This window comes from Clostridium sp. UBA1652 (assembly GCF_002320975.1).
GTDB lineage: Bacteria > Bacillota > Clostridia > Clostridiales > Clostridiaceae > Clostridium_T > Clostridium_T intestinale.
Genome location: NZ_DCLI01000077.1, coordinates 60,353 through 84,340, shown reverse-complemented (window position 1 = coordinate 84,340; position 23,988 = coordinate 60,353). Strand labels below are relative to the sequence as shown.

At 31.1% G+C, this 23,988-nt stretch carries 21 protein-coding genes and 1 pseudogene; 18 read left to right on the top strand and 4 right to left on the bottom strand.

Annotated elements, in window-relative coordinates; all coding sequences use genetic code 11:
* Positions 1-9: 9 nt before the first annotated feature.
* From B3N22_RS16110 to B3N22_RS16085, 6 genes are all read left to right on the top strand, one after another.
* The gene (locus tag B3N22_RS16110) at positions 10-1,335 is read left to right on the top strand and encodes a 6-phospho-alpha-glucosidase (RefSeq protein ID WP_286908719.1); all 1,326 of its coding nucleotides are present in this window, start codon (positions 10-12) and stop codon (positions 1,333-1,335) included.
* A gap of 13 nt (positions 1,336-1,348) precedes the next feature.
* Positions 1,349-1,834 carry a PTS sugar transporter subunit IIA gene (locus tag B3N22_RS16105; RefSeq protein ID WP_286908718.1) on the top strand — a complete coding sequence of 162 codons (486 nt, stop codon included), beginning with the start codon at positions 1,349-1,351 and terminating at the stop codon, positions 1,832-1,834.
* A 192-nt stretch (positions 1,835-2,026) separates the two neighbouring features.
* The gene (locus B3N22_RS16100) at positions 2,027-2,641 is read left to right on the top strand and encodes a bifunctional 4-hydroxy-2-oxoglutarate aldolase/2-dehydro-3-deoxy-phosphogluconate aldolase (protein WP_286908717.1); all 615 of its coding nucleotides are present in this window, start codon (positions 2,027-2,029) and stop codon (positions 2,639-2,641) included.
* A 1-nt stretch (position 2,642) separates the two neighbouring features.
* A complete protein-coding gene (locus B3N22_RS16095) occupies positions 2,643-3,647 on the top strand; it encodes a sugar kinase (RefSeq protein ID WP_286908716.1) in 1,005 nt (334 codons plus the stop codon).
* A 10-nt stretch (positions 3,648-3,657) separates the two neighbouring features.
* Entirely contained in the window at positions 3,658-5,376 is a 1,719-nt protein-coding gene (gene ilvD, locus B3N22_RS16090) for a dihydroxy-acid dehydratase (RefSeq protein WP_286908715.1), read from the top strand.
* A gap of 394 nt (positions 5,377-5,770) precedes the next feature.
* Positions 5,771-6,217: a hypothetical protein gene (locus tag B3N22_RS16085; protein WP_286908714.1), complete on the top strand. Its 447-nt coding sequence runs from the start codon at positions 5,771-5,773 to the stop codon at positions 6,215-6,217.
* Between the two features lie 131 nt (positions 6,218-6,348).
* Here the strand turns inward: B3N22_RS16085 and B3N22_RS16080 are convergent, their stop codons facing one another.
* Entirely contained in the window at positions 6,349-6,912 is a 564-nt protein-coding gene (locus B3N22_RS16080) for a chromate transporter (RefSeq protein WP_286908713.1), read from the bottom strand.
* Positions 6,913-6,915: 3 nt separating this feature from the next.
* The gene (locus tag B3N22_RS16075; protein WP_286908712.1) at positions 6,916-7,485 is read right to left on the bottom strand and encodes a chromate transporter; all 570 of its coding nucleotides are present in this window, start codon (positions 7,483-7,485) and stop codon (positions 6,916-6,918) included.
* Between the two features lie 109 nt (positions 7,486-7,594).
* Here B3N22_RS16075 and B3N22_RS16070 point away from each other — a divergent pair, with 109 nt between their 5' ends.
* Positions 7,595-8,464, top strand: a complete 870-nt coding sequence (locus B3N22_RS16070) for a LysR family transcriptional regulator (RefSeq protein ID WP_286908711.1) — start codon at positions 7,595-7,597, stop codon at positions 8,462-8,464.
* A gap of 109 nt (positions 8,465-8,573) precedes the next feature.
* On the opposite strand, the gene B3N22_RS16065 is transcribed toward B3N22_RS16070, so the two are convergent.
* Positions 8,574-9,401 (bottom strand): DegV family protein, encoded by an 828-nt coding sequence (locus B3N22_RS16065; RefSeq protein WP_286908710.1) that lies wholly within the window; start codon positions 9,399-9,401, stop codon positions 8,574-8,576.
* Between the two features lie 195 nt (positions 9,402-9,596).
* Here B3N22_RS16065 and B3N22_RS16060 point away from each other — a divergent pair, with 195 nt between their 5' ends.
* The 3 genes from B3N22_RS16060 to B3N22_RS16050 all read left to right on the top strand — a co-directional run bounded on the left by B3N22_RS16060 (position 9,597) and on the right by B3N22_RS16050 (position 12,981).
* Positions 9,597-10,436 (top strand): Cof-type HAD-IIB family hydrolase, encoded by an 840-nt coding sequence (locus tag B3N22_RS16060; protein WP_286908709.1) that lies wholly within the window; start codon positions 9,597-9,599, stop codon positions 10,434-10,436.
* A 49-nt stretch (positions 10,437-10,485) separates the two neighbouring features.
* Entirely contained in the window at positions 10,486-11,913 is a 1,428-nt protein-coding gene (locus tag B3N22_RS16055) for a 6-phospho-beta-glucosidase (RefSeq protein ID WP_286908708.1), read from the top strand.
* Positions 11,914-12,021: 108 nt separating this feature from the next.
* On the top strand, positions 12,022-12,981 hold the full coding sequence (locus B3N22_RS16050; RefSeq protein WP_238902069.1) for an AraC family transcriptional regulator: 960 nt from the start codon (positions 12,022-12,024) through the stop codon (positions 12,979-12,981).
* A gap of 41 nt (positions 12,982-13,022) precedes the next feature.
* On the opposite strand, the gene B3N22_RS16045 is transcribed toward B3N22_RS16050, so the two are convergent.
* Entirely contained in the window at positions 13,023-14,012 is a 990-nt protein-coding gene (locus B3N22_RS16045; RefSeq protein WP_238902068.1) for an AraC family transcriptional regulator, read from the bottom strand.
* 181 nt (positions 14,013-14,193) lie between these two features.
* Between B3N22_RS16045 and B3N22_RS23725 the strand changes: the two are divergent.
* From B3N22_RS23725 to rhaA, 8 genes and pseudogenes are all read left to right on the top strand, one after another.
* Positions 14,194-15,491, top strand: a pseudogene (locus B3N22_RS23725) (PTS sugar transporter subunit IIC).
* A gap of 14 nt (positions 15,492-15,505) precedes the next feature.
* Positions 15,506-17,260, top strand: a complete 1,755-nt coding sequence (locus B3N22_RS16030) for a CE1 family esterase (RefSeq protein WP_238902066.1) — start codon at positions 15,506-15,508, stop codon at positions 17,258-17,260.
* A 60-nt stretch (positions 17,261-17,320) separates the two neighbouring features.
* On the top strand, positions 17,321-17,623 hold the full coding sequence (locus tag B3N22_RS16025) for a PTS sugar transporter subunit IIB (protein ID WP_238902065.1): 303 nt from the start codon (positions 17,321-17,323) through the stop codon (positions 17,621-17,623).
* A gap of 42 nt (positions 17,624-17,665) precedes the next feature.
* Complete coding sequence (locus B3N22_RS16020; protein WP_238902064.1) at positions 17,666-17,980, top strand: PTS sugar transporter subunit IIA; 315 nt, start codon at positions 17,666-17,668, stop codon at positions 17,978-17,980.
* Between the two features lie 158 nt (positions 17,981-18,138).
* Positions 18,139-20,490 (top strand): family 78 glycoside hydrolase catalytic domain, encoded by a 2,352-nt coding sequence (locus B3N22_RS16015; RefSeq protein WP_286908706.1) that lies wholly within the window; start codon positions 18,139-18,141, stop codon positions 20,488-20,490.
* Between the two features lie 27 nt (positions 20,491-20,517).
* Positions 20,518-20,784: an alpha-L-rhamnosidase C-terminal domain-containing protein gene (locus B3N22_RS16010; protein WP_286908726.1), complete on the top strand. Its 267-nt coding sequence runs from the start codon at positions 20,518-20,520 to the stop codon at positions 20,782-20,784.
* A 517-nt stretch (positions 20,785-21,301) separates the two neighbouring features.
* Complete coding sequence (gene rhaB, locus B3N22_RS16005) at positions 21,302-22,705, top strand: rhamnulokinase (protein ID WP_286908705.1); 1,404 nt, start codon at positions 21,302-21,304, stop codon at positions 22,703-22,705.
* Positions 22,706-22,722: 17 nt separating this feature from the next.
* The gene (gene rhaA, locus B3N22_RS16000; protein ID WP_286908704.1) at positions 22,723-23,979 is read left to right on the top strand and encodes an L-rhamnose isomerase; all 1,257 of its coding nucleotides are present in this window, start codon (positions 22,723-22,725) and stop codon (positions 23,977-23,979) included.
* Positions 23,980-23,988 lie beyond the last annotated feature (9 nt).

Sequence of the window (23,988 nt, the reverse complement as noted above, 5' to 3'; positions counted from 1 at the left end):
GTAATTTATATGAAAAAACATTCTATAGTTATTGCAGGCGGAGGAAGTACATTTACACCAGGGATAGTTATGATGATGTTAGACAACGTACATCGTTTTCCAATAAGAAAATTAAAGTTATATGATAATGATGGAGAACGTCAAGGCATAATTGGAGAAGCACTAAAAATAGTATTAAAAGAAAATGCACCAGAGATTGAATTTTCATATACAACAGATCCAGAAGAAGCATTTACAGACGTAGATTTTTGTATGGCACACATCCGTGTAGGTAAATATGAAATGCGTGAAAAGGATGAAAAGGTTCCTTTAAAGCATGGAGTTCTTGGTCAAGAAACTTGTGGACCAGGAGGAATAGCTTACGGTATGAGAAGTATAGGTGGTATGCTAGAGTTAATAGACTACATGGAAAAGTACTCTCCAGATTGCTGGATGTTAAACTACTCAAATCCAGCAGCGATAGTTGCAGAAGCTTGTCGTAGACTAAGACCAAATTCAAAGGTATTAAATATATGTGATATGCCTGTTGGAACTCTTCGTCGTATGGCAGGAATAGTAGATTTAGAGCCACAAGATTTAGAAGTTAAATACTTTGGATTAAATCACTTCGGATGGTGGACTAGCGTAAAAGATAAAGAAGGAAATGATTATACTCAAAGAATAAAAGATTATGTAGCGGAAAATGGATATCTTACAGTTAAAGAGGTTGAAACTCAACATACAGATCCAAGCTGGCAGGAAACACACAAAAAAGCTAAAGATTTATTAGCAATAGACCCACGTTTCTTACCAAATACTTATCTTAAATATTATCTATATCCAGACTATGTTGTGGAACATTCTAATGCAGAATATTCTAGAGCAAATGAGGTTATGGATGGAAGAGAAAAAGATGTATTTGGAGCAGCAAAAGCTATAGTTGAAGCTGGAACAGCTAAGGGTGGAGAGTTCCACATAGATGCTCATGCAACATTTATAGTAGATTTAGCAAGAGCTATTGCCTACAATACTCATGAAAGAATGTTATGTATTGTAGAGAATAAAGGTGCTATCTCAAACTTTGATCCAGAGGCTATGGTGGAAGTTCCATGTATAGTTGGAAGCGATGGACCAGAACCACTAGCTCAAGGAGAAATTCCAGAGTTCCAAAAAGCTTTAATGCAGCAACAACTTTCAGTTGAAAAACTAGTAGTTGAAGCTTGGATAGAAGGATCTTATCAAAAATTATGGCAGGCACTTACATTATCTAAAACGGTACCTAGCGCTAAGGTTGCTAAGGACTTATTAGATGATCTTATAGAAGCAAACAAAGGCTACTGGCCAGAACTTAAGTAGAAGGTGCAAAGATATGTTTAAAAATTTATTCAAAAAGAAGAATGAAAATCTAATGTATGCTTTTTGTGATGGAGAAAGTCTAGACTTAAGTAAGGTTAATGATGAAGTCTTTTCTCAAAAAATGATGGGAGATGGAATTGCAATAAAACCAAGTGACACTAAAGTATATGCTCCTTGTGACTCAGAAGTAGTTACAATCATGATGGAAAGTAAACATGCAGTAGGACTTAGAACTAAAGAGGGAATTGAGTTACTTATACATGTAGGAATAGATACAGTAAACCTAAAGGGTGAAGGGTTTAGTATCCACTGCAAAGAAAAACAACAAGTTAAAAAAGGAGACTTACTTTTAAGCTTTGATAGAGAAGTTCTTAAAAGAGAAAACTTAGATGACACCATAATGCTAATACTTGCAGAACCGAACGGTCATGAAATAAAAAAATACCATGTTGGGGAAACTATGAAGGCAAGTGAAAGTATTATATTGGAAATAAAATGATATAAAGTGAAACTTGATTCAGATAAGGGTTTGATCCCTATCTGAATCTTAGTTGAACTTATCTAGGGTCGTGCCAATGTTAACTCCAACTTCAATACGGATGGAGTGTTACAGTGGCTAGACATCAGATAATAAAAGAAAAAGAATAAGCTTCACTTAAGGTGGGGCTTGTTCCTTTAGGAGGAGTTTTAAATGAGTATAGTTGAAAACATAATTGGGAATAAAATAGTTGCAGTAATCAGAGGAAACGACAAGGAAGAAGCACTAAACATAATAGAAGGAGCCATAGAAGGCGGCATAAAACTTATAGAAGTAACTTACACAAATAAAGATGCATCAGAAATCATAAAAAGTTTAGTTGGAAAATACAAAGATGTAGTTATAGGAGCAGGAAGTGTTCTAAATGTTGATACAGCTAGAGAAGCTATAAAAGCAGGCTCAGAATTTATAGTAGGACCTAACTTCGATGAGCTTATAAGCGAATACTGTACAGAAAAAAATGTAGAATATATTCCAGGTTGTTTTACACCAACAGAAATAGTAAATGCCCTAAACTCAGGGGTTAAGGTTGTTAAATTATTTCCTGGGGAAGCTTTAGGCCCAAGTTACATAAAGGCAATAAAAGCACCAATTAAAAATGTTAAGATAATGGTAACAGGTGGAGTTAACCTTGAGAACCTAAATGAATGGCTAAATAGCGGAGCAGATTCAGTAGGAATAGGAAGTATATTAACTTCTGGAGCTAATAGTGACAGAGCTAAGATAGCCGAAAATGCGAGAAGATTTATGGAGAAGGTAGGGAAATAACATGGGAAAATTTCTTTCAATAGGTGAAATACTTATAAGATTTACTCCAAAAAACTTTGATGTATACGGAAACTCTAACGAGTTTGAGTGTTTTTATGGTGGATCAGAAGCTAATATATCCTCAATGCTTTCAGCTTGGGATTTAGAAACTTCTATCCTATCAGCACTTCCGGATAACGAGATAGCTAAAACAGTAAAAAGATATTTTAGAGGAGTTGGAGTTGACATAAAGAATATTCTAACTAAGGGAGAAAAGATAGGCTACTACTTTTTAGAAAGAAGCTCTGGAGTTAGAAACAGCAGCGTTATATACGATAGAAAACACAGCAGTTTTTCAGAGTTATCTATAGAAGATATAGATATAAACAAAGTACTAGAAGGGGTAACCTGGCTTCACTTTAGTGGAATAACCCTAGCAGTTGGAGAAAACTCTAGAGAAATAGTAAGAGAAGTTGTAAAGGAAGCTAAAAGAAGAAACATCTTTATAAGCATGGACTTAAACTTTAGAAGCAAGATGGCAACCTTTATGGAAGCTAAAAACTATGCAACAGAATTAGCTCCTTTTGCAGATATATGTTTTGGAATAGAACCAATAATGGTAGACGATAAAGATATAACTATGTTTGATAGAGATAATTCTACAAAGGAAGATATATTTAAACGAATGAAAGAACTTAAAGAAAAATTTGGATTTAAGTACATTTTCCACACAGAAAGAGAAAATGATAAAGAAGATAATAATACCTACTACGCTTACGCCTTAGGCGAGGAAGAAAAAGCAGAGTCAGTTAAACTTACAACTAAAATGGTTGAAAGAGTAGGAAGTGGAGACGCTTTTGTATCAGGAGTAATCTACTCAATTATGAAAGAGAAAACTTTAAAAGAAGCCATAGACTTTGGAGTAGCAGCAGCAACTTTGAAATGCACAATTAAAGGCGATAGTATGCTAGTAAATCCAAAGGATATAGAAAAGATAATAGGAGAAAAAAATTCTATAGAGAGGTAAGGTGAAAACTATGTTATATTCTCAAAAGGTAAGAAAAATAGCTCCAGAAATGGATTCTCTAAAAAGAGGAATGGGATGGACTACAGAAGATTTAGAAAAGATGCAGGTAATAGTAGAAAGTACCTATGGTAAAAGTCATCCGGGAAGCGTTCATTTAGATGTAGTAGTAAATGAAGCTATGGAGGAGCTTACAACCCTAAAAATAAAGGCAGCAGACTATTATGCAACAGATATATGTGATGGTCAAGCTCAAGGACATGATGGAATGAACTATTCTCTAGTATCTAGAGAAATAATAGCAGACATGATAGAAATCCATGCAAATGCTACAGGTTTCGATGGGGGACTATTTGTAGCAAGTTGTGATAAAGGAATGCCAGGAAACCTAGTAGCTATGTGTAGAGTGAACATACCTTCAGTAGTAATACCAGGTGGAATTATGAATGCAGGACCTAATCTTTTAACCCTAAACCAAGTAGGAACCTACAGTGCCATGCATAAAAGAGGAGAGATAACTACAGCCCAGTATGATTTCTATAAAGAAAATGCATGCCCAAGCTGTGGAGCTTGTTCTTTTATGGGAACAGCTGCAACTATGCAGGTATTAGGTGAAGCTTTAGGACTTGCTCTACCGGGAGCAGCGCTCTTACCATCAACCTCAGAGATACTAAAGGAATACACAAGAAAAGCTTCAAGAGCAGTAAAAAACCTAGTAGAAAAAGGAATAAAGGTATCAGATATAGTAAACAGAAAATCAATAGAAAATGCAATAATGGTACATGCAGCTATAGGTGGATCAACTAATGCACTTCTTCATATACCAGCTATAGCAAAGGAACTTGATATAGAAATACGTCCAGAAGATTTTGATAAAATCCATAGAAACATACCATTTATACTAAATGTAAGACCGAGTGGACATTGGCCAGCAAACTACGTATTCTATGCAGGCGGAGTACCTGCAATAATGAATAAAATAAAAAAATACCTTCACTTAGATGTTATGACAGTTACAGGTAAAACCTTAGGTGAGAACTTAGAGGAATTCAATAAAGAAGAAGCTTATGGGAAATATTTAGCTTCAGCACCTAAAATGGACTATAAAGAAGTTATCTACGACGCTGAAAGTCCAATAAGTGAAATAGGAGCAGTATCAGTACTTAAAGGAAACCTAGCACCTGAAGGATGTGTAGTTAAACACTCAAGTTTACCTAAAGGAATGAGAGATATAAAACTAAGTGCTAGAGCTTTTGACTCAGAAGAAGAAGCCTTTGAAGCAACTATAAATGGAAGTATAAAACCAGGAGATGCAATAATAATAAGATACGAGGGACCAAGGGGCTCCGGAATGCCAGAAATGTTCTACACAACAGAAGCCATAGCTTCAGACGAAAAACTAAACTCAACAGTAGCTCTTATAACAGATGGAAGATTCTCAGGAGCAACCAGAGGACCTGCTATAGGACACGTATCTCCAGAAGCCGTAAACGGAGGACCAATAGCCTTAGTTAAAGATGGAGATATAATCCACATAGACATAGAAAACAGAGGAATAAACATCGTAGGAGTAAATGGAGAAGAAAAAACAAAAGAAGAAATAGAGAAAATACTAAAAGAAAGAAAAGAAAAATGGACACCAAAACCTCCTAAATATACTAGAGGAGTACTTGGCATGTACACAAGTTTAGCTACTTCTGGTATGGAGGGTGGAGTAATTAAAATAAGATAAAGAGAATAGTAGAAAGAGCTTAGCAGATTGTTAAGCTCTTTTTAAGTTCAGGGAAAGGAATTTAATGAAGATTGAGAAGAAGCTTCTACAGGGAAGGAATCTAATGAATCTTGAGAAGAAGCTTCTACAGTGAAGGAATCTAATGGAGAATTCCTACGGAATCTCCTACAGGGCAGAAGTGCAGAAGTTAAAAGGAATCTAATGAAGTTCTTCGAACTTCTACAGAATATAAGTTCATAAAAACAGTGGAACAGTGTTATGTTGGAACAGTGAAACAGCGGAACAGTGGAGCATTGGAGAAGGGAAACATAAGAACAGTGCAAAAGCGGACTGTTGGAAAAGAGGAACAGCGGAGCAGTGGAATGTTGTAATGTTTGAATATAGGAGCAGTGGTATGAATAGAATATTAGTAAAAATTGTTTATAGGAGAAGAATGATGAATAAAAGTGAAAAGGAAGTAAAGGGAAATATAGAAGAGCTAACACCTAAAAAGCAAGAATATGCTAAGGGTGCTATATGGACAGATGGGGAGGTGATTAATGAAAATGTAATAAAGGAATTTCATATAGAAGAAGAGTTAAAAAGTAGAGGTGTTAGTACGATTTCTAATAAAGGAAATATAAATATAGAGAGTAATAAGATGATAAGTAGAGTAATGAGTTTAGAAGAAAAAGAAGAGTTCTCTATTAGAAAGAGTTTTAGTATTAGAGAATCAACTGCACAAATGTTAAATGAGCTTAAGTTCTTACATCCAAATGTAAATATAAGATTAAACATATTAATAGATAATGCTATAAGACATTATCATGAATATATAATAGATCGGGGTGGATTCGAATAGTAAAGATCTTATGGATAGGAGAGAGAGGTTTTGAGTGTTTAATTTTGTTTAAATAATTAGATTTAATAAGTGGTGCACAAGTTTTAGATACATCTAATAAGTCTATAAGATTAATATAACTTATTAAAGACTTATAGAGCTATATATAGAAAAAATCTAATTAAACCACAACTTAGCATAATTAAAATTGGATTGAATTTTGTTTTTCTTAAACTTATTAAAGCTAATGAAAAAAGAATAATAGAAACAAAATCAATATCAGAAGGATTTAGAGATATATTTCTTTCTTCCCATATAGATAGTGTAAAAATAGATATACCAGCTGAAGCAATTAAGGCTATGATTAGTGGGCGAAGGCTTTTAAGAATTCCTTGAACCATATCTACATGTTTATATTTAAAGTATAGCCAAGCTAATAAACACATAATAATACATGATGGTAATACACAGCCTAATGTTGCAATTATAGCTCCACTTAATCCAGCAACTCGTATTCCTACAAAGGTTGATGAATTTATGGCTATAGGACCTGGGGTCATTTGAGAAATTGTAATTAAATCGGTAAATTCACTTTGTGTAAGCCAGTTATTATTATAAACTACTTGCGTTTGAATTAGTGGGATAACAGCATATCCACCTCCAAAGCTAAATAGACCTATTTTAAAAAAACTCCAAAAAAGATTAAATAGAATCATAAATTATTTTTTCTCCTTACGTTTAGTGTTTAAATAAGTTTTCAATGCGCCAATTGCTATACATATAATAAGTAGATAAATTACACTAATTTTAAAGAAATGAGATAATATAAAGGTTATAATCATTAGTAATATAGATAGTTTTTCCTTCTCTTTAAAGATATCTTGTCCCATATTGATAACAACATCAATAATGACAGCAGCAACACCAGCCTGCATTCCATCGAGTATAGTTGAAACAATCACGTTTTGGCTAAAAGATTTATAAAATAAAGAAATAGTAGATAAAATTATAAGTGGGGGTAAAACAGTTCCTAATATAGTTATTAATGCACCTAGTACACCACAAACCCTATAACCTATTAAGATGGAGGAATTTACTGCTACAGAACCTGGTGCTGATTGAGCTATTGCAACTAAATTTAGAAGTTCGTCTTTTTCAATCCATTTTAAATCATCTGAGAATTTTTTTTTCATCAAAGGTATAATAACAAATCCACCACCGAAAGTTACTGCGCTTAAATAAAAAGTTGAAGTGAACAGTATTATATAGGTATTAATATTTTTACGCATAAAGCATCCCTCCGCAATATAAATTCTACTACTTGAAGGTTCATATGTAAAATAATATAATAATATAAATATCATAAGAAAAAATTATATTATTTAAGGTGGAATATATATGACATTAAGGCATATGAAAATTTTCGTTGCAGTATGTGAATGTAAAAGCGTTACTGCAGCTGCAAAAAAGCTCTTTATAACTCAACCTGCAGCAAGTCTCGCAATTACGGAACTAGAAGCTTATTATGGGGTAAGGTTATTTGATAGAATTTCAAAAAGATTACATATAACTGAAATGGGTAAACAATTACTTTCTTATGCAACACATATAGTCGCTTTGTTTGATGAAGCAGAAAAAAGTATTAGAAACTTAGATAGTATTGGAATTTTGAGAGTAGGAACGAGTATAACTATTGGAAATTATCTACTCCCTAACTTTGTGAAAAAGTTTCAAGATACTCATAGAAATATAAAAATTAATGCTATAATTGATAATTCAAAGAATATTGAAGATTTAGTATTAAGCAATGAAATTGATTTAGGACTAATAGAGGGATTTTCTCATAGTGAATTTATTGAAAGTAAGATTTTTATGACAGATAGAATGGTTCTTATATGCTCACCTGATCATGAGTGGTCTAAAGTAAAAGAAATAGAAATATCTGATTTAAATAATTCAGAATTTATTTTAAGAGAAAATGGAAGCGCTGGTCGAGAAATAATAGATAATATTTTTGAAATGCATAGAATAAATATAAATCAAAGATGGCAAAGCCTAAGTACACAAGCTATAATAAAAGCGGTTAGTAAAAATTTGGGTATATCTGCATTACCATATCTTTTAGTTAAGGAAAACTTAGATAGGGGAGAGGTCGTAGAGGTAGCAATAAAAAATATAACATTGATACAAAACTTTTCAATTATTAGTCATAAAAATAAATTTTTAACTAATTCTGCAAAAGATTTTATGGAGCTTTGCTTGAACTAATAATTCTGCGTTACTTTAAGATTTTATAGTTTTTAAGTTTGGATAATTTACATTAAAAATAGAGTGTCGACTTTGTCGACACTCTTAAATAGTAATAAATTTAATTCAGTTAATACGCGATTACTATTCCGCCATTATCAGCATAGACAGTACTTAATCCACTAGCCTCAAAAATAATTACATCTTTAAATGGATATCTATTTTCTATAACTACTTTAAGCTCAGTGGCTTTTTCTAATGCATGTACGTGTGTTATAGCTAAAACTGTATTTTTAAAGTCAATAGGAGCTTCACCTATCATATCTACAAGTCTTGAGAAAGCTTTTTTCTTTCCTCTAACTTTTTCTTTTAGCACAATTTCACCTTGACCATTTTCACCCATTATAGGAACGATATTAAGTAAATTTCCTATAACAGCTTTATAGTTGCTTATTCTTCCATTCTTAGCTAAATTATCTAAAGAATTAAGAACAAAAAAGGTTTTTAATTGTGAAATATAACTATTAACTTTTTCTACTATATCTAAAGAGCTAAGGTTTTGAGCCAGTAATTCTTTTACTTTTAGAGCAACTAAAGATTCCCCAGCAGATGCTGATTGTGAATCAAAAACATGAACTTGACTTCCAGGTTCTATTTCCTCAAACATGTCTTTTGCAGCTAATGCACTATTATGAGATCCACTTAGCTTTGATGATATAGTAACAACATAATTTTCAGCATTCTTTTTAAAGCTCTCAAGAAAATCATTAGGTGAAGGGCAAGCCGTTAAAATTCTATCTTTGGTTTCTTTCATCTTTGATAATAAATTAGAAGTATCTAAGTTTTTGTCTATTATATCGTTACCATCAATTGTAACTATAAAAGGAATTCTCTTTATTTCTGTATCATCCCCAAGGACTTCATTATTAAAATCTACACAACTATCTGTTATTAACATATTTTCTCCTTAATCTATACTTATTAATTGTTAACTTATAATTAATATTCTTATCTATATTATGTGTAAAATTAGAAAGAAAATCAAGGCTTATGGCATAGAAATTTCTTTTTACAAAAATAGAAAGTCTTAATGATTAATATTAGGTTATAATAAAAAAGTAACTGTGAATATTTAAATAGGGGGATTTAGAGAATGAAATACAAATTATTAGCTATTGATATGGATGGTACTTTCTTAGATGGCGAACATAAGCCGCTAGAAGAAAATTATATTGCGATAAAGAAAGCTGCTGAATTAGGAATAAAGGTTGTAATATGCTCAGGAAGAATTCCAGCAGCACTTAAATTATTTATAGATGATATGCCGAAGAATCAACCTATTATAGCAGGTAATGGAAGTATAGTGTACGATGGTGATTTAAATGAGATTTATAAAGAATACATAGATCCAGATACTGTAGGTGATATAATTTCAATGCTTAGAAACGAGTATGACAATGTATATTATCATGTTATGGATCCATATGTTGTGTATTCAGAAGGTATTGGAAGAATAGTACAAGACTTTTTATTTAAATTAAATCTATCGCTTCCTAGAAAACATAGAATGGAATTTCGTCTAGTTCCAGACTTAGTAACCTATATTGATGAGCATAGGGTGAAAGCTTTAAAAATAGAAATTCATGAAGATGATAATAATCTATTTAATGAAATAAGAAGAAGAATTGAAACTATACCAAATGTGGAAGTAGTGACTTCTGGTTTTGGTTCATTAGAAATAGTTAGGAAAGGAATTAATAAAGGTAAGGCTCTTGAAGTATTAGCAAAACACTATGGATATTCTTTAGAGGAATGTATAGCTGTTGGTAATGATGAAAATGATGTTGAGATGATACAAGAGGCTGGACTTGGGATAGCTGTTAAAAATTCTAATCCAAAGGCTAAAGATGTTGCAGATTATATAACAGAAAATGATAATGATAACAATGCGGTTGCAGAAGTTGTGGAAAAGTTCATACTTAATGTGGATTAAAATAAATTAAAAATATATCTAAATATGTTTTACGAAGGGAGAAAATTAAATGAGTAGATTACCAGAAGGATTTTTATGGGGAGGAGCTACCGCTGCTAACCAATTAGAAGGTGCATACTTAGAAGTTGGAAAGGGATTATCTACAGTTGATGTAGTTCCAGCAGGAAAAGATCGTTTCCCTGTGGCACTTGGAAAAATGAAGATGTTTGAATGTGATGAAAATCATTATTATCCAAGTCATGAGGCAATTGATTTTTATCATAATTATAAAGAAGATATAGCACTATTTGGGGAAATGGGTTTTAAAACTTTTAGACTATCTCTTGCTTGGTCACGTATATTTCCAAACGGAGATGATGAAACACCAAATGAAGAAGGTTTAAAGTTTTATGAGGATGTATTTGATGAATGTCTAAAGTATGGTATAGAGCCATTAGTAACAATTACTCATTTTGACGTACCTATGAACTTAGTTAAGACAGTTGGTTCATGGAGAAGTCGTAAAATGGTAGGATATTATGAAAGATTATGCACTACTATTTTTACGCGTTATAAAGATAAGGTTAAATACTGGCTAACATTTAATGAAATAAATATGTTATTACATTTACCTTTTATGGGAGCAGGACTTGTGTTTGAAGAAGGGGATGATGTAGAAGCTATAAAATATCAAGCTGCACACCACCAATTAATAGCAAGTGCAAAAGCAACTAAGATTGCTCATGAAATTAATCCAAACTTTAAAGTTGGTTGTATGTTAGCAGCTGGAAATACTTATGCTAATACATGTGCACCAGAAGATGTATGGAAGTCGATGGAGAAGGATAGAGAAAATTATTTCTTTATTGATGTTCAATCTCGTGGAGAATATCCTAACTATGCTAAGAAAATGCTTGAGAAGCTTAATATTAATATAAAGATGGAAGATGGAGATCTTGAGCTTTTAAAAGAACATACAGTTGATTTTATTTCCTTTAGTTACTACTCTTCAAGGTTAACTAGTGCAGATCCTAAGATAAATGCACAAACAGAAGGAAATGTATTTGCAACTTTAAAGAATCCACATTTAAAAGCAAGCGAATGGGGATGGCAAATCGATCCACTAGGTCTTAGAATAACTATGAATGCTATGTATGATAGATATCAAAAGCCACTATTTATTGTGGAAAATGGATTAGGTGCTGTGGATAATCCAGATGAAAATGGATATGTAGAAGATGATTATAGAATAGAATATCTAAGAGAACACATAAAAGCTATGAAAGATGCAGTAAATGAAGATGGGGTTGAACTTATGGGGTACACTCCATGGGGATGTATAGACCTTGTAAGTGCATCTACTGGTGAAATGAAAAAGAGATATGGTTTTATCTATGTAGATAAAGACAATGAAGGAAATGGAACCTTAAAGAGATCTAAAAAGAAGAGTTTCAATTGGTATAAGAAAGTCATTGAATCTAACGGAGAGATTTTATAAAGAATATATATAAAACACTGAGATAAAAGTTTCAGTGTTTTTTCTTTTATAATATAACTTATGCTAAAATAAATATAAAGGAAAATAAGTATAATTAGGAGAATCTGTATGAATAAAGATATTCATGATAAATTAATGGCTTTAACAGATGAAGAGCAGAAAATTTTAAATGGAGAGGATGAGGTTAATAAAAGTCTATATACTGATAATGGACAATTTATAATAGATAGTAATAAGCTTTTAAGAAAAGAAGAGCTAATAGATATAAGAAAACATACAAGATTTATTCATTTTCCTAAACATAAACATAATTATATTGAGTTTAACTATGTTTATCAGGGAAGCCTGACAGAAACAATTGATGAAGAAGAAGTAACTCTTAAAAAAGGAGAGTTAATTTTTCTAAATCAATATATCACTCATGAAATAGAGCCATCTAGTGAAGAAGACATAATAATAAACTTCATAATAAGGCCAGAATTCTTCGATTATATTTTAGGATTATTAGAAAAAGATAATATAATTAGTAGCTTCCTAATAACAACTCTATATACCAATTATGAAAAAGGAGAGTATCTCTACTTTAAAGTTTCAGACAATAAGGAGATACAAAGCCTAGTAGAAAGAATAATAACTGAACTTTATACTCCATCTATAATGAGTAAAGCTACAATAAAGCTATTAGTAGGACTTTTGATAGTAGAGCTTGTGAAGAATTCTCATAATATTGAGACTTATTCTGTAGACAATTATGAAAAGATGATAATAATTCAATGTTTAAAATATATAGATGATTTTTATCAAAAAGGGAACCTATTTGAAATAGCTAATAAATTAAATCAACCTCATTATAAGCTTAGTAAGTTGATTAAAAAACATACTAAGATGACTTTTAAAGAATTGCTACAGGAGAAAAAACTTAGTAAGGCTGTAGAATTATTAAAGGTCACTGAGTATTCTATAGTTGAAGTTATAGAACTCGTTGGATATGAAAATCTTACTTATTTTTATAAGATATTTAAAGAGAAATATGGGGTCACCCCAAAAGAATATAGAGATAGAAAGTAAAATGACTGTTGCATAAGTGGATAAAATCCGCTAGTAACAGTTTATTTTTTATATCTATCTCGATACTCCTGAGGACTACAACCAGCATATTCATAGAATCTTTTATAAAAAGCAGTCAAATTATTAATACCAATAGTTTCGGCTATTTCATAAATAGGTAATCTTTTATTATGTAAAAGTATGATTGCTTTTTTCATCCTCTCATCATTTACTAGTTGTTTAAAGGTTTTTCCTGAAAATTTTTTAATAAGTTTACTTGTATAAGAAGGATCATATCCAAAATGAGTACACATATTCTTTAAGTTTCCTTCTATATAGTGACTACGTATATAAACTAATATATCTTCCATTAATTGTTGATTTCTAAACATATCTATAGATAAATTAGTTTGGTATTGAAATTTTCTAACTAAATGTGTAATTAATATCATAATAAAGTTGTCAATTAAGTCATCTGAGCATATAGTTGAATCTAAATATTCGCAAAGAATGTTTTGTATACAATTATGAGTCAATTCATCATTTTGTGTAAAAAATAATAAATAATGATTATGGTTATTTTTGTTATTCATAAGTTCAAACATAAATTGAGATATTAGCTTATCATTAGGTAGGTGATTAATAAATTTTTTAGAGAAATAAGCTTCATTTAAAACTATATTTATACCTAAATCATTTTCGCTTGTTCTTTTCACACTATGAGGTACATGTTTATCAAAGATAATTAAATCTCCTTTATGTAAAACAATCTCTTCATCTTCAACAATTATTGATAGTGTACCAGAATAAACATAAGTAATAACTATGTAATGATAAATATGCATAGGTACTTTACCAGCATTTCGTTTATGAAAGGATATTATGTGATTTTTGCCTTGGAACTGCCTATCGTGATTAAAAACAAATAAAAAATCATCATTAAACGGTACAGTTTTATGCTTAGTTTGGAAATGTGATATTATTTCTTGTTCACTTGTAGTATCTAAAGTTACATCACTATTTAGCATGTTTTCTAACGCACTGTAATTCAAAACAATCACTCCTTTGAATTAAGTATATAATATAAAGTCTAAATTTGATAGTCTTAAAAACATTTATTAGCATTGTCTCTTAACTTTAAAATCATTTATAATTACATTGTCAAAAGAAAAGCTTTTCAAATAAAATATTTGTTTTCGAAAATAAAAAATAAGAATAAAGGGGAATTAAATCATGAAAGAAACTATAGGGAATTTTATTGATAATAAGTTACTTCCAATAGCTGATAAGGTTAGTAGACAACGTCATTTGACTGCTTTAAGAGATGGAATGCTTGCATACTTGCCATTTACTATAATTGCATCTGTATTTTTAATATTAGCATTTATACCTATTCCAGGATATACAGAATTCATAACTAATTTATTAAATGACGGAGGAGCTTGGCAAGGAAGATTAATCTATGTAGCAAACTCAACTATGGATGTTGGTGGATTATTTGTTTTAATAGGAACTGCATATAGTTTAGCTAAATCATATAATATTGATAAATTACAATCTTCACTAACAGCCTTGGCATCATTTATATTAGTAACGCCTTATATTATAGGTGATGCTGGAAGTAGTATTCCGGTAGATAAAATTGGAGCTAAAGCAATGTTTGTAGCTTTTATTGTAGCAATGGTTGCTGTTGAGATATATAGAAAGATGGAACAAAAGGGTATTGTAATTAAAATGCCAGATGCAGTTCCACCAGCAGTGGCTAAACCATTTGCATCTTTAATACCAGCTTTTTTAACAGTAGTATTTTTCTGGGCAATAAGATTAATATTTGATATTGGGTTCAATTCTGACTTATTTACAATAATAAATCTGGTAATAGGAAAGCCATTATTACTATTGGGAGGAAGCTTAGGTGGTTTTGTTGTAGCATACTATTTGAACAACTTTTATGGTTTTTTGGTATTCATGGAGGTTCAATTGTATCATCTGGAGCTATGAATCCTATCTGGACTATGTTGGATGATGCAAATAGACTTTCATCAATTGCTGGAGAAGTGCCTAAAAATATTATAAGTTTAAGTTTTAGAAATTCATTTGCAAGCATTGGTGTAGTTGGGGCAATAATTGCAATAGTTATAGTTGCAAAAAGCAAGCAATACAAAGAAGTTGGGAAAGTAGGACTTGTACCATATATCTTTAATATAGGAGAACCTGTATTATTTGGTATACCTCTTATGTTAAATCCATTATACTTTATACCTTTAGTAATAACTCCATCAGTGTCAGCAGTAATAGCATATATTGCGCTTGCAACAAAATTAGTTCCAATACCAACAGGTTTAGCTCAATTGCCATGGACAACACCTCCAATAATCAGTGGATATTTGGTAACTGGAAGCATCAGAGGAGCAATATTACAAATTGTATTATTAATTGTTACAACTTTAATATGGATTCCTTTTGTTAAGATGGCTGATAAACAAATATATAAAGAAGAAGCTCAATATAGTAAGGGAATAGAAGCTTAAATCTAGGGGGATTTATGAGAGGGCAGTTAGTAGTGAAAAAATTATTGATAGTTTATGTGATAGCAGTTATGATGGCTGGACTATTTGTTGGATGTGAACAAAATAAAAAAGAAAAACATTCAGACGTTGAAAAGAAATTAAGTCCAGTTAAAAGTGAAAGAATAGAAAACTATAACTACTATAGTTATGATGCTACAAAGGATGGTTATAAATCAATAAGAAGTGATGTTTTAACACCTAAATACTATATTTTTGCTGGGAGTAAAACTGAAGATACAGCTAATGATTTAATTGGGAAACTTGAAATGTTAGACAATGTTCAGGAATGGGCTGGACAAGTTTATGTTATTAATCCTATCAATGGAAAAGAATACAGTAATGATGATAAAGAAGCATTTATAGACTTAGTTGGAAGCGCAATCAGTAATGTAAAAGTAATAGGAATTGATGAGGGTGCAACATTTGTTAATAATTATCTTTCACAATCATGTTATTTTATAGCTGGAATGATGATTTATGGTGGAGATATTGATGGAAGCTTAGAAACAGGGGATGTAGTACCAGTGTACTTGAGTAAAACAAGTGATACGATTGTAGATTACTATATGAAGGTAAATAACGCTAAAAATAAGAGTAAGAAAACTGGTTATGAATTATATACAAATAATGATAAAACTTTACAAGCTGTTGCAGTTGCTTCTAAGAAGAATGAGAATTTAGCTGAGGCCTTTGATAATGCATGGGAAAGCATTTTCTCAAAAAATTACCGCCAACATAATACTACGGCAGAGTTTTATATGGTTAGTGCTAGAAGTGCTACAGAAAATTATGATTTAATTGAAGCGCCTATTTTTGAAGAGTTAGGAATAACGTATAACCAAGAAATTGACAAAAGTGTATCAGGAATGGATGGAAAATATACTTGGTTTGAGTATGTACCTAACACTGTTAAATCTAGCGAAAATAATAGTGTTCCTTTAGTAGTTTCTTTACATGGAAACCAAAATGATCCAAGACTACAAGGTGATACAACAGGATGGCCTGAATTAGCTGCAAAAGAAAACTTTATAGTTGTAGCTCCTGAATGGCAGCAAAAAGATGTTAATTTCTTTAAGGTTGATGGTCTAGAAGAAGAGGGTGTTATAAATTTAGTTAAAGATTTACAAGTTAAATATCCTCAAATTGATCCATCTAGGATTTATGTAAATGGACTTTCAATTGGTGGTGCAGAATCCTTCTTATTGGGGTTAAAGCATAGCAAAATATTTGCAGGAGTAGGAGTGGCTTCTGGAGTTAATGTATTTGCAGATCAGGTTACAGAAGTCGCTAATAACTATTCTGGGGGCGAAGTACCATTACTATATATGTGTGGAGATCATGATTTCTTTCAAATGATTCCTGTTGATGGAAGTAGTAAATATGGAACAGCATATTTATTTGGAAATCAGGTTTGGAATGAAGATAAAAATGTACACATTTTTAGTGCACTACAATCTTATCAAAAAATAAATGGACTAAATGTAAATGAAATGAATATGACTGAGAATGAATATTATGGAATTAAGCTAGATAATCAAGGTTGGATTAAGTTAGGGGATAAGGATATGTATACTGGAACCTTATCAAACAAAAATGGAGTAGTCATGGAATTAGCTGCTATTAAGGATTTAGCCCACTGGAATTACAAGCCAGAAGCAGAATATATATGGAGATTTTTTAAAAGTTATAGAAGAGATATTGAAACAGGGAATTTAATTTTTATTAAATAAAACAAAGAAGAAAAAAGCTGTTGCGTAATAGCAACAGCTAGGTATTAAGGAGGAAAAGTAGTGAAAAATATATTATTAGTATGCGCAGCAGGTATGTCAACAAGCCTTCTAGTAAATAAAATGAAAGATGCAGCGAAGAAAAAAGACATAGAAGTAAATATTGATGCTCTATCAGTTTCGGAATGTTCAAAAGTGGTAGATACAGTAGATATTGTTTTACTAGGACCGCAGGTTAGATTTCAAAAGTCTCAGGTTGAGTCTTTGGTAAATGGAAGAATTCCTGTTGAGGTAATAGATATGAAGCATTATGGAACAATGAACGGTGAGGCCGTATTAGAAAGAGCGATACAGTTAATAAAATAGGCTTATAAGTATGTACTTGATGTTAATGGGAGGAAGAATTAAATGAACAATATGGAATTAGTAGCATTTGAAATAATAAGCAATGTAGGAATGGGAAAATCTTTGGCTATAGAAGCAATAAGAGAAGCAAGAAAAGAGAACTACGAAGTAGCGGATAGTAAAATAGAGGAAGCAAAAGAATTTTTACTTCAAGGACATCATGCACATGCTGATTTAATTCAAAAAGAAGCAAACGGAGAAAAGGTGGAATTTTCTCTAATAATAATGCATGCTGAGGATCAGTTGATTAGTGCAGAAACTATAAAGGACTTAGCAATTGAAATAATAGAGATGCATAAAGATTTAAAGAATAAATAATATACATTAATACGAAAATAAAATTTAAAATTATTAGGTAGTATATTGAAGTTTAATATAAGTCAAAAAACTATATAGTTCTTGTCTTAGTGATATTTTAAATTCATATAAGGCAAGAACTTATTAAAATTTATAGAGACTTAAAGGAGGAGGGTAACATGAAAGTAAGTAATATTAAAATAAATTATCAGTATGAATGTATAAGTATAGATACAAATTCACTAATAGTAAGTTGGGAAGTTGATACAAATCAAACTGAATATGAAGTAAAGATTAAAAAAGATGAGGTTACTATTTACGAAAGTTATAAAGTAAACTCCTTTAATAATGTAGTATATATAAAAGGTCTAGATTTAAAACCAGAGACAGAATATAGAGTAATAGTTAATGTGTGGAATGAATGTGAAAAATTTAGTGACAGTAAAAACTTTAGAACAGCAATTTTTGGTAAGTTTAATGGTAACTGGATATCAAATGGAGAAAGATTAATAAATGAACTTGAATATTATAATGATAATAGAAATTGTTTGTTAAAAAAGAACTTTACTATTAATAATGTAGTAAATGATGCTTATTTATATATTGTAGGCTTAGGGTATTACAATGTTTATTTAAATGGAGAGAAAGTAGGAAAAGCTGAACTAAATACTGATTGGACTAACTATTCTAAATGTATTTATTATGATGTGTATGATGTTAGCAGTTATTTAAATAAAGGTGAGAATGTAATTTCAGTAGAATTAGGCAATGGATGGTATAATCCTTCTCCATTGAAGTTATTTGGTAAATACAATTTAAGAGACGTATTAGACATAGGAGAACCCAAATTAATAGCTGATTTGAACATAAATACAAAAGATAATGAAAAAGTAGTTATATATACAGATGATACTTGGGAAGTAGCTAAGGGACCATACTTATTTAATAATATATATCTGGGAGAAAAATTTGATTATAAATTGTTTGATGAGAATTGGAGAAATATAAATTCAGGGAATGTAGAATGGAAAAAAGCAACTTTAACCAAATCACCAGGAGGGAAGCTAGAGGCAAGTTTTATCAATAAGGTTGAAGCTACAAAAACAGTTAGAGCAAAAAGCATAGTAGTTAATGAGAGCAATAATCTATTAGTAGACTTTGGAGAAACTGTAGAAGGATTCATTGATATAAGCATGAACGGTAAGATTGGACAAGAAGTTGAATTAATATATGGCGAAAATATAAATGGGGATGGAACAATAAATGCTGACACAACCTTAGCAGGAGGTGTAGGAAGACTAATTAATAACGAATTTAAGATAGATGGGGGAGCAACATCGCCTAAAAATGCGATACAAATGGACATAGTTATGTTAGGAGATGATGAAACTCGCTATGTAAATAAGTTTACTTATCATTCTTTTAGATATGTAGAAATTAAAGGAATAGAAAAAGAAAATATTAATGATATTAAAGCAATATATGTTCATACTAACTTAGAAGAATCAGGTTCATTTAAATGTTCAAGTGAGTTTTTAAATAAATTATATACTACAGCTAAAAATACAAAAATTAACAATATACGGTCAGTTTTTGAAGATTGCGCAAGAGAAAGATTTGGTTATGGTGGAGACATGGTATGTTTAGCCGCATCTCAGATATTTATGTTTGATACTGAAACACTATATGAAAAAATAATAAAAGATTTTAGATACGACATAAGAGATAATGGGGGAATTACAGAAACAGCTCCGTATATGGGAATAAAGAGTAATGGAACAGGTGATGGGGCAGGCCCATTAGGATGGCAATTAGCATATTCATATTTAATTGATAAATTATATCAATATTATGGAAATATAAAAATTGTAGAAAATGAATATGATTATATAAAGAAGCAAGTAGAATACTTAAGTAATTTAGGTATAGAAAACTTGTCTAAGTGCTGCTTAGGAGACTGGGGAAGTGCAGAAGCGAAAGAAGGTTCTTATAGGAAAGTTACACCAGCAGTTGAATTTACAACATGTTGTTTCTATTATCATCATATAGAACTACTAGCTAAATTTGCAAAGCTGCTTGGAAATGAAGTCGATTATACTAAATATATTAATAAAGTTGATGAACTAAAGAAATATATTGTTGACACATATAAGAATGAAGATGGCTCTTATTCGGATAGAAGTCAAACTAGTTATGTTTTTGCTTTATTTTTTGATTTAGATAATGAACCAACAAAACTTGCAAAGGAGTTTGTAGATAAAATAATAAATAATAATTACTATATAACTTGTGGAATTTTTGGAATGTTTATGACTTATGAAGTTCTTATGAGGTATGACTATCAAAATATTATTTATAGATGGTTAAATAAAAAAGATGAAAATAGTTTTTATAGTATGCTTAAAGATGGACAAAGTGTATTAAGTGAACATGTTCATAGAAATTGGTCTGAAGGATCAGATAATCATGGAATGTACAGTTCTTATATACAATGGTTTTATGAAGGGCTGGGTGGAATAAATATTTCTTAAGATGCTTTTGGAGCAGATAAAGTATTTATAAAACCATATTTTGAAGAGGAGATAGGATTTGTTGAATGTAAATATAGTTCTATAAAAGGTGATATAATGAGTAATTGGAGTAGAAATGAAAAATATATTTCATTACAAGTTAAAACACCTAAAAACTTGAAGTCAAGTTTACTAATCTTGGATAAGAAATATAAAGATTGTCTTAAAGGATATAAAATTGAAAAAGAAGATGATAACTATATTTATATAGATATATCGTTGATTAATAAAGAAATAAATTTAAAATTAATATAGTAAATTAATTAAATCTTACAATATTTAAATAAAATTTTCGAGTATAAGTGAGGAGTTACCCCAAAAGAATATAGAGATAGAAAGTAAAATGACTGTTGCATCAGTGGATAAAATCCGCTAGCAACAGTTTATTTTTCTTGTTTTGAGTTTATAGAAAAGGAATTTAATGAAGCATTCCAGCAGTCCTATTTGCCAATGTTGAAAAAGCGCACCATCGTTATGCAAAAGCACAGGTGCAGTGGAACATTGGAAAAGCGCAGCGGTGCACTGCTGTTCGGTGGACGCGATTTTCAGCGTCAATCTAATCTTTTGCTAGAAGTTAAAAGGATTTGATGGAGCTTGTGAAGAAGCTCCTACAGGTAGTAGTTAAAAGGAATCTAATGAAGCTGAGGAACGCTTCTACAGGATAGATGTGCACACCAGGTTAATAATTTATACAAATAGAGTTATTAAATATAGCTCTCATAAATAATATAATCAAGTTGTGAAAATGATTACTAGGTAAGGAGGACAACTCATGGAATACCATCTAGCCATTGATATTGGAGCTTCTAGTGGAAGACATATACTAGGATTTATAGAAGATGAACAACTTAAATTAGAAGAAGTCTATAGATTCGAGAATGGGATTAAAAAGGTTAATGATGAATATTGTTGGGATATCAATAACCTATTTCTAGAGATAAAAAATGGCATAAAGAAATGCAAAGAAATAGGAAAAATTCCTAAGAGTATAGGAATAGATACTTGGGCAGTGGATTTTGTATTGTTAGATGAAAATGAAGACATTTTAGGAAATACAGTTGCCTATAGAGATGATAGAACAGAAGGGATTATGGAAGAGGTTTTTAAAGTAATTCCTCAGGACATGCTTTATCTTTATACAGGAATTCAGTTTCAGAGATTTAATACAATATATCAGCTGATGGCTATTAGAAAGAAAAATCCTGAGTATCTTAAAAAGGCTAAAACATTTTTAATGGTACCTGATTATTTCAACTTCCTTCTAACAGGGAAGAAAGTTAATGAATACACAAACGCTACATCAACTCAGCTTGTAAATTCCTTTGATAGAACATGGGATGAAAGTATATTAGATACTTTAGGAATAAATAAAGAGATATTCCAAGAAATAAAACTTCCTAAAACTAATCTTGGAAATTTAAGAAGCGAGTTATCAGAAGAATTTGGATTTGATATGGAGGTAGTTTTACCTGCAACCCATGACACAGGCTCTGCTTTTATATCTTCAGTATGTAATGATGAGGATAGTGTTTATTTAAGCTCAGGAACTTGGTCACTTATGGGAGTTGAGAACAGGTTTCCAATATGTGTTCCACAGTCGATGAACTACAATTTTACAAATGAAGGCGGAATTGATTATAGATTTAGATTTTTAAAAAATATTATGGGACTTTGGATTATTCAGGAAGTTAAAAGGATGTACAAAGATGAATATTCTTTCCCTGAGCTAGTTGTAAAAGCTAAGGAAGCAGATAACTTTAAATCATTTATAGATGTAAATCATGATAGATTTTTAAATCCTGAGGATATGATAGAGGAGATACAAACCTATTGCAAGGAAACTAATCAAGAGGTACCTAAAACTCCTGGTGAAGTAGCTTATTGCGTATTTAATAGTTTAGGAATCAGCTATGGAGAATCTATTAAAGAACTTGAAGAGATATTTGAAAAGAAATATAAAAGAGTCAATGTTTTTGGTGGTGGATGTCAAAATGAGCTTCTTAACCAATTAATAGCAGATAGAACCAATAAAGAAGTTCTGGCAGGACCAGTAGAGGCAACCGCTATAGGAAATATTGCGGCACAATTATTAAGTTTTAATAAGGTTAATAATCTTGGAGAAGCAAGAGAGCTTATATTAAATTCATTTGAAATAAAAAAATACTTACCGAAATAAAATTTAAGGAGGATATCATGAATATAAAAGAAAGATATTTAGAAGCAAAAAAGGATTATGAGAAGTTTGGTATTAATGTAGATAAAGTATTAGAAGATCTTGAGAAGGTTAAGATTTCTATTCACTGCTGGCAAGGGGATGATGTAACTGGTTTTGAAGTTTCACAAAGTGAACTTTCTGGTGGAATAGCAGCTACAGGGAATTACCCAGGAAAAGCTAGAAATGCTGAGGAATTAAGAGCTGATTTAGACAAAGCTTTATCATTAATCCCAGGAAAGCATAAGGTCAATTTACATGCAATATATGCAGAAACTAATGGAGAAGTTGTAGAGCGAGATGAAATTAAGCCAGAGCATTTTGAGAATTGGGTAAAGTGGGCTAAAGAAAAAGAATTAGGTTTAGACTTTAATCCAACAATATTCTCACATCCTAAGGCTTCAGATGGATTAACTTTATCACATCCAGATAAAGAAATAAGAGATTTCTGGATAAGACATTCAATAGCTTCAAGAAAAATAGGAGAGTATTTTGGAAAAGAGCTTGGACAAACTTGTTTAACTAATCTTTGGATTCCAGATGGATATAAGGATATTCCAAGTGATAGATTGGGACCAAGAGCAAGACTTAAAGATTCTTTAGAGCAGATTTATTCTGTAGACATAGATAAAAATTATAATTTAGACTGTGTTGAATCTAAGGTTTTTGGAATAGGTGCAGAATCTTATACAGTAGGATCAAGTGAGTTTTATATAAATTTTGCAGCTAGAAATAACATAATGTCTTTAATGGATACAGGACATTATCACCCAACAGAGGTGGTTTCAGATAAATTATCGGCTATGCTTTTATTTAATGAAAAAGTTGCACTTCATGTAAGTAGACCAGTTAGATGGGACAGTGATCATGTAGTAATTTTTGATGATGAACTTAAAGAAATTGCAAAAGAAATAGTAAGAAATGATGCTTTAGATAGAGTAATAATAGGTCTTGACTTCTTTGATGCAAGCATTAATAGAATTGCAGCATGGACTATAGGTACAAGAAACATGATAAAAGCCTTGTTATCTGCAATGCTTACACCTAATGAATTATTAAAGAAATATCAAGATGAAGGAAATCTCACTGAAAGATTAGCTTTAATGGAAGAAATTAAGACTTATCCAATGGGTGATATTTGGAACTATTACTGCGAGAAAAATGGAGTTCAAGTAGCTGAAAGCTGGATAAAAGAAGTTAAAGAATATGAACAAACTGAATTATCAAAAAGAAAGTAGGGATGCAAA

Excerpts from the sequence above, each read along its gene's own strand:
- B3N22_RS16070 (WP_286908711.1), top strand. The coding sequence starts at position 7,595 with ATGACATTAAGGCATATGAAAATTTTCGTTGCAGTATGTGAATGTAAA.
- B3N22_RS16110 (WP_286908719.1), top strand. The coding sequence starts at position 10 with ATGAAAAAACATTCTATAGTTATTGCAGGCGGAGGAAGTACATTTACA.
- B3N22_RS16015 (WP_286908706.1), top strand. The coding sequence starts at position 18,139 with ATGAAAGTAAGTAATATTAAAATAAATTATCAGTATGAATGTATAAGT.
- B3N22_RS16080 (WP_286908713.1), bottom strand. The coding sequence starts at position 6,912 with ATGATTCTATTTAATCTTTTTTGGAGTTTTTTTAAAATAGGTCTATTT.
- rhaA (WP_286908704.1), top strand. The coding sequence starts at position 22,723 with ATGAATATAAAAGAAAGATATTTAGAAGCAAAAAAGGATTATGAGAAG.
- B3N22_RS16100 (WP_286908717.1), top strand. The coding sequence starts at position 2,027 with ATGAGTATAGTTGAAAACATAATTGGGAATAAAATAGTTGCAGTAATC.
- B3N22_RS16065 (WP_286908710.1), bottom strand. The coding sequence starts at position 9,401 with ATGTTAATAACAGATAGTTGTGTAGATTTTAATAATGAAGTCCTTGGG.
- B3N22_RS16105 (WP_286908718.1), top strand. The coding sequence starts at position 1,349 with ATGTTTAAAAATTTATTCAAAAAGAAGAATGAAAATCTAATGTATGCT.
- B3N22_RS16055 (WP_286908708.1), top strand. The coding sequence starts at position 10,486 with ATGAGTAGATTACCAGAAGGATTTTTATGGGGAGGAGCTACCGCTGCT.
- B3N22_RS16050 (WP_238902069.1), top strand. The coding sequence starts at position 12,022 with ATGAATAAAGATATTCATGATAAATTAATGGCTTTAACAGATGAAGAG.
- ilvD (WP_286908715.1), top strand. The coding sequence starts at position 3,658 with ATGTTATATTCTCAAAAGGTAAGAAAAATAGCTCCAGAAATGGATTCT.
- B3N22_RS16085 (WP_286908714.1), top strand. The coding sequence starts at position 5,771 with ATGAATAGAATATTAGTAAAAATTGTTTATAGGAGAAGAATGATGAAT.
- B3N22_RS16020 (WP_238902064.1), top strand. The coding sequence starts at position 17,666 with ATGAACAATATGGAATTAGTAGCATTTGAAATAATAAGCAATGTAGGA.
- B3N22_RS16060 (WP_286908709.1), top strand. The coding sequence starts at position 9,597 with ATGAAATACAAATTATTAGCTATTGATATGGATGGTACTTTCTTAGAT.
- B3N22_RS16095 (WP_286908716.1), top strand. The coding sequence starts at position 2,643 with ATGGGAAAATTTCTTTCAATAGGTGAAATACTTATAAGATTTACTCCA.
- B3N22_RS16030 (WP_238902066.1), top strand. The coding sequence starts at position 15,506 with ATGAGAGGGCAGTTAGTAGTGAAAAAATTATTGATAGTTTATGTGATA.
- rhaB (WP_286908705.1), top strand. The coding sequence starts at position 21,302 with ATGGAATACCATCTAGCCATTGATATTGGAGCTTCTAGTGGAAGACAT.
- B3N22_RS16075 (WP_286908712.1), bottom strand. The coding sequence starts at position 7,485 with ATGCGTAAAAATATTAATACCTATATAATACTGTTCACTTCAACTTTT.